Here is a 14,665-nt window from a genome sequence, read left to right on the forward strand (position 1 = left end):
CTGGCCGTTGCAGTCCCAGATCTGCGCCAACGCGCCGTTGGCCTGCGAGGCGCCGTTGACGTCCAGGCACCGGCCCGACCCCACGCCCTTGAGCGCCCCCGTGTTCCCCGACGGCTGGCCACCGGGGCCGGCGGACGCCATCACGGCCTGGGCTCCCGCGGGCCAGGCGCCGTTGGTGACGGTGACGTTGTTGTTCACCACGTTGCCGCGGTCGCCGTTGGTCACGTTGGTGCTGCCGTTGGTCGACCAGTTGCCGGTGACGGTGAAGTTCCCCATGTTCTCGCCGCCCCAGTAGTTGGCGGTGGCCCAGGTCCCGGTGTTCGAGAGCACGTTGCCGGTGACGGTGTAGTACTTGGAGCCCTCGTCGAAGTAGATCCCGAACCAGCCGTTGGTGCGCAGGCAGTGGTTGCCGCTGATCACCGCGTTCGGGTTCCACGACAGCGTGTAGATGCAGCCGCCGTCGGTCATCTGCTGCATGACGTCGTGCACGTAGTTGCCGATGAGCTTGTTGCCGGACGCGGTGGTGGGAGTGGTGTAGCGCGGCTGGTAGTTGTAGAGGCCGCGGTTGGCGTACTGGTTGCTGCCGCCCGGCTCGTTGGCGCCCCAGCCGTACCCGATCGACATGCCGGTGTACGGCAGGTTGTAGACCTCGTTGTGCGAGACGTCGGTGTTGGTGACGTAGGTGGTCAGGACCGAGACGATGCCCCGGTAGTCCAGGCCGAGGTCGTGGATGCGGTTGTTGCTGACGGTGATGTTCCGGTTGACCATCCGCTGGTCGCTGGGGTGGTGCGCGTCGGCGCGCACGCCGCCGACCACGACGCCGCCGGCCGAGCTCTGGGCGATCTCGGATCGGGTGACCGTGATGTCGCCGGCGCCCAGGCCGACGCCGCTGGCGTGCGCGTTGGCGTCGTTGCCGATGCCCACGGCGGTCTGACCGAGGTTGACGAACCGGGAGTCGGTGAAGGTGACGTTGTTGGCCGCGGACACCTGCACGGCCGCCGGCATCTGCTGCCAGTGCGGCCGGGCGGCCTCGAACTGCTGGCAGCCCTCCTGGCAGGAGGTCAGCCTGTCGGCGGGCCAGCTCCAGGTGCCCGCGATGTAGGCGCCGGTCTGCTGGTCGGCGTAGCCCTGGTTGCCGCTGGCTCCGAGCCAGGTCGTGCCGGTGAACGTGATCCCGCTGAACGTGATGTGGTGCGCGGGTGCGTCGTAGGTGCCTCCGACGTTCACCAGGGACTGGAGAACCGGCAGCTCGACGTTGACGTTGCTCATGTTCTGCCCGGCGGCCGGGATGTAGTAGAGGACGCCGGTGCCGGGGTTGATGTACCACTCTCCCGGCGCGTCCAGGAACTCGTAGGCGTTCTCCAGGTACAGCGGGCCCGCCCGGTGCGGCTGCGTGAAGGTGTCGTAGCCGAAGGTGTTGTTGTTCCAGCCGGGCTGCTGCATCGTGATGAAGTTCCCGCTGATGCTCTGCACCGTCACGTAGCGGTCCGTGAACGAACCCACGCTCTCCATCTGGACCCGGCTCTGGTCGGCGAGGTTGTTCAGGTAGCTCAGGGCGCTGTTGCCGAACCTCAGACCGGTGGTGGTGGCGGTGAAGTCGGACCGGTTCACGGTCGTGCGCGCCCGGGTGGCGACGGCGCCGTTGACGTACAGCTGCCGGGTGTCGATGCCGGTGCCGACGTTGGCGCGCCAGATGTTCTTCCCGGAGTCGGCCACGGTCCATCCGGTGACCGCTTTGGCTCCGCTGATGGCGGGGTGCGCGCCTGCGGCGGCCTGCCATTTGACGGTGTAGCCGTTGTTCCCGGAATCGGCGGCGGTCAGCCGGAGCGGCGCCGAGAGCCGGTACACCCCGTCGGCCAGTTCGACGACGATGTCCCCGGACATGGCGCCGTTCTGCGAACGTACCGCCGTCTGCGCCGCGGACAACGAGCACGGCTGGGCGGACGTGCAGGCGGTGCCGGTGCCGGTGGGTGAGGCGTAGAGGGTCGTGGTGGCCGCGAGGGCCGGGGTGGCGGGGGCGACGAGGGCGAACGTCGCGGCCAGCGCCGCGACGATGCCGATGAGGAACGGTCTCAGCGCCGTGACGGGCGAAGCTGACTGCACAGTGGTTCCTTCGGGGGGTGCGGGTGTGGCCGGGTCACGCTCTGCTCAGGCAGGTGACGCCCTTCCGAGGGCCTTCGCCTCCCATTACGTTGTGAGTCTCGAAACCCGTCAAGACCTTAAGCCCGCTTATTTCACTCTTTGCACACCGTGCATCTTGCCCTGGTTAGCCGATTCGGGCTATTGACCAGCGTGAATTCCCGCACCGCGTCCGCCGGCGCCGATCGGCCTCGCATGAACCGTTCATATGTGTCCTACTCATCGGCCCGGCCTCCGAGCCTGGGAGGGCGACCTCATCAGCCATACTTTGCAGGAACGGCGAGGAGGAAGCACAGTGACCGACACCCCCCACGAGAGCGGATACCGGCCGGGCTACGAGGTGGCGGCCGAGCAGGTACTCGAACTGATCGTCCGGCTCGGCCTGCGTCCCGGCGACCGCATGCCGACCGAGAACGAGCTGGCCCGGCAACTGGGCACCAGCCGCACCGTGGTGCGCGAGGCGGTGAAGATCCTCTCCGCGCTCGGCCGGGTGCGCGCCCAGAAGGGCCGCGGCCTGTACGTGGCCGACGGCGAGGGGATGTTCGGCACCGGGCGCTGGGCCTCCTTCTTCCTCCCGACCGACCTCGACCACGTCTACATGCTGTTCGAATTCCGCCGGGCGCAGGAGATGGAGACCAGCAGGCTGGCCGCCCGCCGCGCCACCCCCGCCGAGCTGAGGGCCATCGAGGAGGCGGCCGGTGTGTGCCGCCACGGCTTCGAGACCGGGCAGGAAGACCTGTTCGTCAAGGGCGACAACGCCTTTCACGCCGCCATCGCCACGGCCTCGCACAACATGTTCCTCCAGGTGGCGGTGCGAGAGGCCCGCAGGCTGCAGGCGCAGTCCAACCTCATCGGGCTGAGCGGCTCGGTGGGCGGGCACGCCGCCAAGGCCGTCGAGGAGCACGACGCCATCTACCGCGCCATCCACGCCGGCGACCCGGAAGCGGCCGCCCAGGCCGCGGCCACGCACATCGACAACACCCTCGACGACTACCGCAGAGAGATCCAGCAGCGCCTCTTCTCGTCCCAGTGATCCGGCCGTCCGCACCGGCGACGGATGAACGTTTCATGGAGCCCGGCCACCAGCGTCACCGATGAGCGCGCCTGCGGCAGGCCGCCGGACAGGACCGAGCCTTGACAGCCGGTCCGCCCGTCATATGTGCTTCGCCGGACACCGCGGCTGTCTCCGTCTGACCCTGCCTCCAAGGAGTACGACATGCAGCCTTCATCCGTTCCCTTGCCAGGCTCCCGGGCGGCCGTCGTCGCGGCTGTGGTGGCGGCGCTGGCGACCCTCCTGGCCACCGTACTGACCTGGTCGGCGCCGGCCTCGGCGGCGACCACGCCGCTGGTGGGCGTGGGGTCGGGCCGGTGCCTGGACGTCAACGGAGCCTCGCAGGCCAACGGCGCGTTGGCGCAGATCTGGGACTGCAACGGCCAGCCCAACCAGCAGTGGACCTCAACGGCCGCGACCGAGCTGCGGGTCTACGGCAACAAGTGCCTGGACGTCAACGGCGCCGGCACCGCCGACGGCACCAGCGTGATCATCTGGGACTGCAACGGCCAGAACAACCAGAAATGGCGCCTCAACACCGACGGCACCATCACTGCGGTCGGCGCGAACAAGTGCCTGGACGTGTCAGGGAACGGCACCGCCAACGGTGCCAAAGTGCAGATCTGGGCGTGCCACGGCGGCGCCAACCAGAAGTGGACCACCGGCGCCGGGTCCACTCCGACGACGACCCCGCCGCCGCCCGGCGCGCGCGCGTGCGACATCTACGCCTCCGGCGGCACGCCGTGCGTGGCCGCGCACAGCACGACGCGGGCGCTCTACGGCTCGTACAACGGCAACCTCTACCAGGTCAGGCGCTCCTCCGACAGCACGACCAGGAACATCGGCGTGCTGACCGCGGGCGGTGTCGCCAACGCGGCGGCCCAGGACTCGTTCTGCGCCGGCACCACGTGCGTCATCACCGTCGTGTACGACCAGTCCGGTCGGGGCAACGACCTGTGGTACCAGGGTTCCAGCGTGGTCCCCGGCTCCCCTCAGAGCAGGCCCGCGGTCGCGACCACCGAGTCGCTCACCGTCGGCGGCGGCAAGGCGTACTCGCTCTACATCAACCCCGGCAACAGCTACTGGCGGGACGGCCACCTGACCGGCGTGCCCACCGGCAGCGCGCCCGAGGGCATGTACATGGTCACCAGCGGCACCCACGTCAACGGCGGCTGCTGCTTCGACTACGGCAACAGCGAGACGACCAGGAAGGCCGACGCCGCCGGCGCCATGGACGCCATCAACTTCAGCGTCCAGTGCTGGTTCGGCGGCTGCCAGGGCAGCGGCCCCTGGGTCCAGGCCGACCTCGAATGGGGGCTCTACCCCGGCGGCAGCCAGTCCTGGAACACCAACCAGCGGGCCTTCCCCCACAAGTTCGTCACCGCCACGCTGAAGAACAACGGCACCAGCCGGTTCGCCATCAAGGGCAGCAACGCGCAGTCCGGCAGCCTCTACACCCTCTACGACGGGCCGCTCCCCAACGGCTACAGCCCGATGAAGAAGCAAGGGGCCATCATCCTGGGCAGCGGCGGCGACTGCTGCAAGCCCGACGGCGGCGCCAACCTCAGCGCCGGGACCTTCTACGAGGGAGCCATGGTCGCCGGCTATCCCACCGACGCCACAGAGAACGCCGTCCAGGCCGACATCATCGCCGCCGGCTACCGCTGAGGCACCTGACGCCAGGTCTGATCGAAGCCGTCCGTGACCGCCAGCAGCTGTCGCCCGGCGTGCTCCGGCCGGATGTGGGGGCCGTCCGCGGCCCTGGCATCCGGCCGGCGGGTGTAGGCGTTGATCGCGTACTCGTCGATCGTGATGCCGAGGCCCGGCGAGTCCCCGAGGACGAACGCGCCGTCCTCGACCTGCAGGTCGAGCGAGAGCCCGACCGGCGGGTGCAGGTCCTGCAACTCGCTGGCCAGGTGGTTCGGCACCGACGTCGCGGCGTGCAGCAGCGCGACCGGCACGTTCCCGATCGGGCTGACCGGCAGGTCGTGGGCGTGCGCCAGCGCGGACACCCGGAGGAAGTGGGTCACCCCCCAGACCACGGCCGTCTGGACGATGTCGACGGCCCCCGCGGCCAGCAGCGGGCGGAACTGCTCGAGTCCGGTGAGGTTCTCCCCCGTGGCGACGGAGGCGCGGATCCCGCGACCGACCACGGCCAGCCCTTCGGCGTCCCACCGGCGGACCGGCTCCTCGATCCATGTGAGATCGAGGCTGCGTTCGAGCTCGCAGACGTGCCGGACCGCCTGCTTGCGGGTCCAGACCTCGTTCACGTCGAGCATCAGGCCCGGCCGCGAGCCGTGCCCGGCCTCGGTCAGGACGTCCCTCACCAGGGTCAGGCGGTGCCGGTCACGTTCGATGTCGAGGCCGCCCTTGATCTTGGCCGCGCGCAGACCGCGCTCGGCGTAGACCTGGTAGACCGAGACGAGCTCGTCGTCGGTCAGGCCGATGTCGATGCCTGAGGCGTAGGCGGGCACCCGCCGGTCGCGTCCGCCGAGCAGCCGCCAGAGCGGCTCGCCGGCCGCCTGGGCCTTGATGTCCCACAGGGCGGTGTCGAGTGCGCCGATCGTGCCGAACACGGCGCCGACGTGGCCGGCCTTGAAGGTCCGCCGCAGCATGCGGTCGTAGAGCGCCGTCACGCCGCGCGGGTCCTCGCCCTCGATCGCGGCGAAAACGGCGTCGATCTCCACGTGCGGCCCGAGGCCGATGCCGGTGATCCCCTCGTCGGTGTCCACCATGACGAGCGGCACCGAGACGACTCCGTCGGCGAAGACGCCGTTGGCGTCGCCGACGGGACGGCCCCATTCCTGGACCGTCGTCGCGGTCCGATACCCCGTGATCCGCATGTCAGCCCTTCGTGGAACCGGCCGTGACGCCGTCGGCGATCTGGCGCTGGAGGAACAGATAGATCATCAGTACGGGTACGGCGGCGATCAGCACTCCCGAGGCGAAGCCGGGGACGTCGTCGGAATACTGTCCGCGCAGCGCGTTGACCCCGATCATGAGGGTGCGATGCTCGGGCGACGGCATCATGAGCAGGGAGATGAGCACGTCGTTCCAGCAGAACAGGGCGTCGAGGATGCCGACCGACAGCAGCGCGGGAACGCCCAGCGGAAGCATGATCCGCCGGTACACGCCGTACACCGTGTTCCCGTCGATCCTGGCCGCGTCCACGATCTCCGCGGGGATGGTCCGGTAGTGGCTGGTCATCAGGAAGACGGTGAAGGGCAGGAACTGCGCGACGTAGGCCAGGATCAGTCCCGGATAGGTGTCGATGAGCCCGAGGTCGGCCATGATCCTGGTGAGCGGCACCATGATCACCTGGAACGGCACGAACAGTCCCGCGAGACAGCCCAGGAAGACCATCGAAGAGCCGCGGAACCGCAGCTGACTCAGCGCGAACCCCGCCATCGACCCCAACAGCAGCAGCAGGGCCACGGCGAACGCCACGACGACGAACGAGTTGACGAAGTAGCGCGCCATTCCGGCGCCGGCCCACGCCTCGGCGAGGTTGTCCCAGCTCAGGGAGCCCGCCGGGGAGAACCGGTCGAGGATGTAGTCGCGGCGGGTCTTCATCGCGACGTTGCCGGTGAACACGAGAGGATAGATCGTCGCCAGCGCGAGGAGCGCCATCGGGACGGCGGCCACCCACCTGACCAAACGCCTGCCGGCCATCAGTCCTGCCTCCCCGAGCGGCGGAGCAGGGTGATCTGCAGGAGCCCCACCACGAGCATGACGACGAAGAGAACCGTCGAGGCGGCCGAGGCGAGCGCCGGCTGGTTCATCTGTCCCTGCTGGTGCCAGATGTAGAACTCCGGCAGGTAGGTCGATCCCTCCGGACCGCCGTTGGTCATGACGAAGAGCAGGCCGAACATGGACGTCAGCATCCCGATCATCGTGGTCACGAAGACGAACTGGATGGTGCGGGTCAGGCTCGGGATGATCACGTGCCAGATCGTCCGGCGGAGCGACGCGCCGTCCACGCGGGCGGCGTCCAGCAGCGAGGCGTCCAGGGTGCTGAACCCGGCGAGGAACACCACCAGGGCCATCCCGAACGTCGCCCAGATGTGCACGCCGACGACCGTGAACATGGCGACGCCCGGATCGCCGAGCCAGTCGACGGGGCCGACGCCGACCGTCCCGAGGAGGGCGTTCAACGGGCCGTCGTACCCGAGCAGGAGGTTGAAGATCGCGCCGACGATCACCGGCGAGAGCACGGCAGGGAAGAAGTAGACGCTGCGGTAGACCCGGTGACCCGGCACGCGCAGATAGATGAAGGTCGCGAGCAGACCCGGGATCGCCACCGCCACGGGAAGCAGCAGCACCAGCAGCCCGACGTTGCGCAGCGAGGTGCGGAACAACGGGTCGCCGGCCAGCTCCAGGTAGTTGCTCAGGCCGACCGGGGTTCCGTTGAGCTCGCCGTCACCGGTGAAGGAGAAGTTGACCCCGAGGACCAGCGGCCACAGCCGCAGCCCCACGATGATCAGTACGGCCGGGGCCACCAGGACGTAGGGGGCGATGCGCTCCGCCCGCCCCCGACGGGCGTCCCGGCGGCGTCCCCGGTGCGTGACGGTCGCCGCGCCGGCCCGCCCGGAGCCGGCCGGGCGGACCAACCGCGACGGGCTTTCGATCGGCACGCGGTCAGCTCGCCCGGTCGGAGGCGGCCAGCTGCTCCACGACCTTGTCCACGGTGGTCGAACCGCTCAGGAGCTGCTGGGACAGTCTGCCCATCAGATCCAGGGTCTTGGAGGACAGCGCCACGTGCAGCGCGGGTCTGCCGGTCTTGATCTCGGACGCGATCGCGGCGACGGCCGGGCCGGCCTGCGCGAAGTCGATCGTCGTGTCGGACGCGATCGCGCCGGCCTTCGCGTAGAACGCCGTCAGGGCGTCGGTCGAGGTCAGGGAGCGCACCAGGTCGGCGGCCAGCGCGGGGTCCTTCGTCCACTTGGCGACCGCGTAGCCGATGCCGCCGTCGTACGGAAGGCTCGGGGTGGCTCCATCGGTAACGACCGGGGCCTGCATGACGCCGATCTTGTCGGGCGGCAGGAACTCCCCGAAGTCCTTCCAGTGCCCGACGTCCGACATCAGCCCGATGATGTGCGCGGCCTTACCGGTCTCGAAGACCCGGAAGATGTCGGTGAACATCGCGGTGGAGTTGGCGCCGTCGTTGTTCAGCCCCTTGTCGCCGGCCTCCTTCCACAGCTCGAAGATCCGCCGCACGTGCGGAGAGGTCCAGTCGCGCTTCCCGGCGATCCAGTCGTCGTACTCCTGGGGCGTCAGGACGCCGGACCCGAGGCCCGACAGGAAGAACTGGATTCCGGCGCCTTCCTTGTTGCCGAGCGCGAAGCAGGTGGCCCCGGTCGCCTTCTTGACTGCGGCGCAGCCGCTCACGAACTCGTCCCAGGTCTTGGGCGGGTCGGCCGGGTCGAGGCCGGCCTTCTCGTAGAGCGCCTTGTTGTAGTAGATCGGGTGCCCCTGCAGGGTCACCGGCGCGGCGTAGGTCTTGCCGTCCTTGCTGAAGGCGTCCCAGCCCGCCAGCCGGCTCTTGTCCTCGGCCACGTACTGGTCCAGCGGGAGGAGCGCGTCGACCCGGTCGCGGATCTGCCCTCCCCCGTTGAAGAGCATGACGTCGGGCCCCTTGCCGGCCTGGATCGCCGTGCCGAGCAGGGTGTAGTACTGGTCGAACGGCTGGGCGACGAACTCGACGGTGAGCCCGGGATGCCGCTTGGCGAAGTCGGCCTTGGCCTTCTCGATGTAGTCGGCCGCGGCCGGCTCACCGGACTTCCAGTCCCAGACCAAGAGCTTCTGCTGCTCCTGCGCCGAGTCCCCGGATGGTGACTGGGGCCTGGCCGCGCTCCCGCAACCGGCCGAGACCAGCGCCATGACCATCAAGGCCGACCATAATGCTCGCTGCTTCATCGCTGCCCGCTTTCCCAAGGACCGCTGGACCAGGCGCAAACATAATTCGTATGACGTATAACGTCAATAGGGACTGTCGTATACTGACGCGGTGGCGCCGCCACGTGCCAGGCCACCGGAGGGATCAATGACGGCATCGCAGGAAGCGCCTGGCGGCGTCCCGGCGCAACCGGCCTGGGTACGACGACCCGCCAGTCTCGCCAGAGCGGTGACAGCCGAGCTGGTGGAGCGCATCGTTCGCGGGGTGCACCCGCCGGGCACCTCGCTGCCCCCCGAGCCCGCGCTCTGCGAAGCCTTCTCCGTGAGCCGCACCGTCGTGCGGGAGGCGGTGAAGATCCTGCAGGAGAAGGGGCTGGTGCAGGTCCGCCAGGGCGCCGGCACCATGGTGACCCCGCCGTCGATGTGGGACATGCTCGACGAGCTCGTTCTCGCCGCGACCATCGCCGCGGAGGAGAGCCTGGCGATTCTCGACGACCTCGTCGTCACCCGGCGCGTGCTGGAGTCCGACATGGCCAACGTCACCGCCCGCGTGGCCGGGCCGGAGACCGTGGAGCAGCTGCGGGCGCTGGTGGACCGGATGGACGAGCTCGTGGACGACCCGATGACGTACGCCGAGAGCGACCGCGCCTTCCACGACACGATCATGCAGGCGTCGGGGAACCGCATCGCCCGTGGCGTCGTACGGGCGCTGGAGAGCCAGGTCCTCAGCACCGCCCGCTACCTCGGCCGGACCGAGCGGGCGCTCTGCGTGGCGTCGAACCTCGGCCACCGCCGCATCTACGAGCGCATCGCCGCCCACGATCCCGCGGGCGCCGCCGAGGCGATGTTCAATCACATCACCGAGGCCTGGATCGTGCGCCGCAGCGGCCCGGCCGACCCCGTACGGCTGCGGCGTTAGCGCCCGTCCGCGCCCTCGGAACCGATTCGATCGCGGACTGTGAAAGTTTCACCGCGGCCCGTCAGCGGTGGCCGCGGCCGCTTCTCCTGGTCAGGCGCCGCAGCGACGGGGTCGTCTCAGGCGCGGGTTCTCGACGTCGCGGAGGCCGAGTCTTGACAGGTCTTGTCACGGTCATATTTGCTCCGCTGCACCATCGCCTCCAGCCTCAGGAAAGAAAGGAGATCCCCTTGAGTCGGCGTTGAGTTAGCGCTAACAAAGGCGGTGGAAATGGCTTTCCTTCTGCGTGTTTCACCCCCCGAGAACGGCAAAGGAATTCGCGTGATGTCGAGGCTCAGATACCTCTTCACCGCTATCGCGTCCGCTGTACTGCTCGTCGTCCTGGCCACGGTGCACGCGGCCCTGGGCGACAGCGCGCCCCCGCGCCCCGCGCAACAGAGCGCCCTCGCGGGCACCGCGGGATGCGGCAGGACCCCGACGCTGAGAAGCGGTTCGCAGTCGATCACGACCAGCGGGAAAAACCGTAACTTTATCCTGAGAATTCCGGATAACTACAACAACAACACCCAGTACAGGCTGATTTTCGGATTCCACTGGAATGGCGGCACCGCCAACGATGTCGACGGCGGCGGAACCAGCGGATACCCCTGGTCCTATTACGGGCTCAGGGCATTGTCGAACAACACCGCCATCTTCGTCGCGCCTCAGGGCTTCAACAACGGCTGGGCCAACTCGGGCGGTGAGGACGTCACCTTCGTCGACGACATGATCCGGCGGATCGAGGCCGACCTCTGTGTGGACACCTCCCAGCGCTTCGCCATGGGCTTCAGCTACGGCGGCGGCATGAGCTACGCGCTCGCGTGCGCCAGGGCGACGGTCTTCCGCGCCGTGGCGGTCTACTCCGGCGGCCAGCTCAGCGGGTGCAGCGGCGGCAACGAGCCCATCGCGTACATCGGGCTGCACGGCCTCAGGGATCCGGTGCTCAACATCTCCGCGGGCCGCTCGCTGCGTGACAGGTTCGTCAGGAACAACGGCTGCACCGCACAGAACCCGCCGGAGCCGGCGCAGGGCAGCCTGACGCACGTCGTCACCAACTACTCGGGATGCCGGGCGGGCTATCCGGTCGCATGGGCGGCGTTCGACGCCGGCCACACCCCCGGTCCCGTGGACGGGAAGCCCGGTGACTTCGAGCCCGGCGAGAACTCCTGGACCAGGCCGGTGGTGTGGAACTTCTTCACGCAGTTCGGAGGCGGCGACCCGAACCCGACACCGACCGCCACGGTCAGTCCGCCGACGTCAGGCGCGCTCAAGGGTGCGGCGTCGGGCCGGTGCCTGGACGTCAACGGAGCCTCGCAGGCCAACGGCGCGCAGGCGCAGATCTGGGACTGCAACGGCCAGTCCAACCAGCAGTGGACCTCCACCAGCTCCGGTGAGCTGCGGGTCTACGGCGGCAAGTGCCTCGACGTCAACGGCGCCGGCACCGCCGACGGCACCAGCGTGATCATCTGGGACTGCAACGGTCAGAACAACCAGAAATGGCGCCTCAACACCGACGGCACCATCACGGCGGTGGGCGCGAACAAGTGCCTGGACGTGTCCGGATACGGCACCGCCAACGGCACCAAGGTGCAGATCTGGACCTGCACCGGCGCCACCAACCAGAAGTGGGCCCGCGCCTGACATCTGACCACGCGTCGTCGCCGGGGACGAGTCGATCGCCCCGGCGACGGCCACCAACACCCAGGCACGTCCACCCCCATGGGCTTGGAGAAGCGAAATGGCCGATGTATCGCGTAGACAAGTGCTGAGATTCGGCGTGACCGGAGCCGGCGCCGCGCTGTTGCCCCTGCAGTGGACGGCCGTGGCCCGGGCCTCTTCGGTGGCGCCCGCGGAGGTGAGGGCCGCGAACGACCTGGCCCTGTGGTACGACGAAAGCGCCGGCACGGAGTGGCTGCGCGCGCTGCCGATCGGGAACGGCCGCCTGGGCGCCATGGTGTTCGGCAACGTCGACACCGAGCGGCTGCAGCTCAACGAGGACACCATCTGGGCCGGCGGCCCGTACGACCAGAGCAACACGAAGGGCGCGGCGGCGCTGGGGCAGATCCGGCAACTGGTCTTCCAGAACCAGTGGAGCCAGGCCCAGACCCTCGTCGACCAGAACATGCTGGGCAACCCTTCGGCGCAGCTGGCCTACCAGCCCGTCGGCGACCTGCGACTGACCTTCGGCAGCGCCACCGGGGTCTCGGAGTACAACCGCATCCTGGACCTGAGCACGGCCACCACGACGGTGACCTACCTGCAGAACGGCGTACGGTACCGGCGCGAGGTGCTGGCGAGCGCGCCTGATCAGGTGATCGCCATCCGCCTGACCGCCGACAAGCCCGGCTCGATCACGTTCTCCGCGACGTTCGGCAGCCCGCAGCGGACGACGCGGTCCAGCCCGGACGGCACGACGGTGGCGCTCGACGGCATCTCCGGCGACCAGAGGGGCCTGGCCGGCAAGGTCAAATTCCTGGCGCTGGCCCGGGCCGTCGCCGAAGGCGGCAGCGTCAGCAGCTCGGGCGGCACCTTGCAGGTGAGGTCCGCCAACAGCGTGACGGTGCTGATCTCCATCGGCTCCGGCTACGTGAACTACAAGGATGTCGGCGGCGACTATCAGGGCATCGCCCGGCGCCATCTCGACGCCGCCGTCACCCGGACCTACGACGACCTGCGCGGCCGGCACGTCGCCGACTACCAGCGGCTGTTCGGGCGCACGACGCTCGACCTCGGCCGTACCGCGGCGGCCGACCAGCCGACCGACGTACGGATCGCGCAGCACGCCGGCAGCAACGACCCGCAGTTCGCGGCGCTGCTGTTCCAGTACGGCCGTTACCTGCTGATCTCCTCCTCGCGGCCGGGCACCCAGCCCGCCAACCTGCAGGGCATCTGGAACGACTCGCTGACCCCGTCCTGGGACTCGAAGTACACACTCAACGCCAACCTGCCCATGAACTACTGGCCGGCCGACACGACCAACCTGTCGGAGTGCTACGAGCCGGTGTTCAGGATGGTCAACGATCTCACGGTCAGCGGCGCCCGCACGGCGCGGGTGCAGTACAACGCCGGCGGCTGGGTGACCCACCACAACACCGACGGCTGGCGGGGCAGCTCGGTCGTCGACGGCGCTACCTGGGGCATGTGGCAGACCGGCGGCGCCTGGCTGGCCACCATGATCTGGGACCACTACCTCTTCACCGGCGATCTCGACTTCCTCCGGCAGTACTACCCGGCCATGAAGGGGGCCGCGCAGTTCTTCCTGGAGACTCTCGTGGAGGAACCGACCCTCAAATACCTGGTCACGAACCCGTCGAACTCCCCCGAACTGACCCACCACTCGGGCGTCAGCATCTGCGCCGGACCCACGATGGACAACCAGATCCTGCGGGACCTGTTCAACGGCTGCGCCAGGGCGAGCGAACTCCTGGGCACCGACGCCGGCTTCCGTACGCAGGTCCTGGCCGCCCGCGACCGGCTCCCCCCGATGCGGGTCGGCTCACGCGGCAACATCCAGGAGTGGCTGTACGACTGGGTCGAGACCGAGCAGAACCACCGGCACATCTCCCACCTCTACGGCCTGCACCCCAGCAACCAGATCACCAAGCGCGGCACCCCCGCGCTGTACACCGCCGCGCGGCGGACCCTCGAACTGCGCGGCGACGACGGCACGGGCTGGTCGCTGGCGTGGAAGATCAACTACTGGGCGCGGATGGAGGAGGGCACGCGGGCGCACGACCTGATCCGCGCCCTCGTGACGACCGCCCGGCTCGCGCCCAACATGTTCGATTTGCACCCGCCGTTCCAGATCGACGGCAACTTCGGCGCGACGTCCGGCATCGCCGAGATGCTGCTGCAGAGCCACAACGGCGAGCTCCACGTGCTGCCGGCGCTCCCGGCGGCCTGGCCGAGCGGGAAGGTGCAGGGTCTTCGCGGGCGCGGCGGCTACACCGTGGACGCGACCTGGAGCTCCGGCGGGAACACCGAGTTCCTCATCAGGTTCGACCGTGACGGCACGGTCAACGTGCGCGGCCGGATCTTCACCGGGACCTATCAGGTGGTCGACGCCGCGACCGGCGATGCCGTCAGCGTCACCAAACCCGAGAACGACGTCATCAGACTGAGCGGCCAGGCCGGCCGTACGTACCGTATGACCGGATCCGCCGGCCCCCCGCCCACGACCTACGTGCGGATCACGAACGCGACCACCGGCCTGGCGCTGGACAGCGGCGGCAACGTCGCCTCCGGGTCGAACCTCAAGCAGTGGAACTGGGACGGCAGCACCAACCTGCAGTGGCAGCTCGTCGCCCTGGGCGGCGGGTGGTACCGCATCGTCAACCGCACCAACGGCATGGTCGCCGACAGCTGGGGCAACACCGCCAACGGAGCCAACGCCCGGCAGGCCGCGTGGGACGGCGGCAACAACCAGCAGTGGCGACTCAACAGCACGGGCAACGACCGCTACCAGATCATCAACCGCGGCACCGGCACGGCCCTCGACGGCATGGGCAACGGCACCTCCGGCTCCACCGTGGCCATGTGGACGCCGAACAACAGCACCAACAACCAGTGGACCATCACGGGCGTGTGACCCGACGACGCTCGCAGACCTTCACGCGCTTCGCCGC

10 protein-coding genes are annotated in these 14,665 nt (G+C 69.0%); 5 read left to right on the forward strand and 5 right to left on the reverse strand.

What is annotated here, in order from left to right; all coding sequences use genetic code 11:
- On the reverse strand, positions 1-2,103 hold a 2,103-nt coding region (locus tag BMW85_RS05505; RefSeq protein WP_483869903.1), incomplete at its 3' end, for a right-handed parallel beta-helix repeat-containing protein.
- Between the two features lie 331 nt (positions 2,104-2,434).
- On the opposite strand from BMW85_RS05505, the gene BMW85_RS05510 reads away from it, so the two are divergent.
- Together BMW85_RS05510 and BMW85_RS05515 are read left to right on the forward strand one after the other, a co-directional pair.
- Entirely contained in the window at positions 2,435-3,172 is a 738-nt protein-coding gene (locus BMW85_RS05510) for a FadR/GntR family transcriptional regulator (RefSeq protein ID WP_218155675.1), read from the forward strand.
- Between the two features lie 183 nt (positions 3,173-3,355).
- Positions 3,356-4,858, forward strand: a complete 1,503-nt coding sequence (locus tag BMW85_RS05515) for an arabinofuranosidase catalytic domain-containing protein (protein ID WP_091077714.1) — start codon at positions 3,356-3,358, stop codon at positions 4,856-4,858.
- On the opposite strand, the gene BMW85_RS05520 is transcribed toward BMW85_RS05515, so the two are convergent.
- From BMW85_RS05520 to BMW85_RS05535, 4 genes are read right to left on the reverse strand one after another with little or no spacing between them, the layout of a single operon-like run.
- On the reverse strand, positions 4,849-6,033 hold the full coding sequence (locus BMW85_RS05520; RefSeq protein WP_091077717.1) for a mandelate racemase/muconate lactonizing enzyme family protein: 1,185 nt from the start codon (positions 6,031-6,033) through the stop codon (positions 4,849-4,851). The genes BMW85_RS05515 and BMW85_RS05520 overlap by 10 nt on opposite strands.
- A gap of 1 nt (position 6,034) precedes the next feature.
- Positions 6,035-6,862 (reverse strand): carbohydrate ABC transporter permease, encoded by an 828-nt coding sequence (locus BMW85_RS05525; RefSeq protein WP_091077720.1) that lies wholly within the window; start codon positions 6,860-6,862, stop codon positions 6,035-6,037.
- Positions 6,862-7,824 carry a carbohydrate ABC transporter permease gene (locus BMW85_RS05530; protein ID WP_218155676.1) on the reverse strand — a complete coding sequence of 321 codons (963 nt, stop codon included), beginning with the start codon at positions 7,822-7,824 and terminating at the stop codon, positions 6,862-6,864. The genes BMW85_RS05525 and BMW85_RS05530 overlap by 1 nt, the downstream gene beginning before the upstream one ends.
- A gap of 4 nt (positions 7,825-7,828) precedes the next feature.
- Positions 7,829-9,076 (reverse strand): ABC transporter substrate-binding protein, encoded by a 1,248-nt coding sequence (locus BMW85_RS05535; RefSeq protein ID WP_218155677.1) that lies wholly within the window; start codon positions 9,074-9,076, stop codon positions 7,829-7,831.
- Positions 9,077-9,314: 238 nt separating this feature from the next.
- On the opposite strand from BMW85_RS05535, the gene BMW85_RS05540 reads away from it, so the two are divergent.
- The 3 genes from BMW85_RS05540 (at position 9,315) to BMW85_RS05550 (ending at position 14,628) form a co-directional block, all read left to right on the forward strand.
- Positions 9,315-10,004: a FadR/GntR family transcriptional regulator gene (locus BMW85_RS05540; RefSeq protein WP_218155678.1), complete on the forward strand. Its 690-nt coding sequence runs from the start codon at positions 9,315-9,317 to the stop codon at positions 10,002-10,004.
- Positions 10,005-10,271: 267 nt separating this feature from the next.
- Entirely contained in the window at positions 10,272-11,681 is a 1,410-nt protein-coding gene (locus BMW85_RS05545) for a lectin (RefSeq protein WP_245774642.1), read from the forward strand.
- Between the two features lie 121 nt (positions 11,682-11,802).
- Positions 11,803-14,628, forward strand: a complete 2,826-nt coding sequence (locus tag BMW85_RS05550; RefSeq protein WP_218155679.1) for a glycosyl hydrolase family 95 catalytic domain-containing protein — start codon at positions 11,803-11,805, stop codon at positions 14,626-14,628.
- Positions 14,629-14,665: the final 37 nt, after the last annotated feature.

This window comes from Nonomuraea wenchangensis (assembly GCF_900111685.1).
Lineage (GTDB): Bacteria > Actinomycetota > Actinomycetes > Streptosporangiales > Streptosporangiaceae > Nonomuraea > Nonomuraea wenchangensis.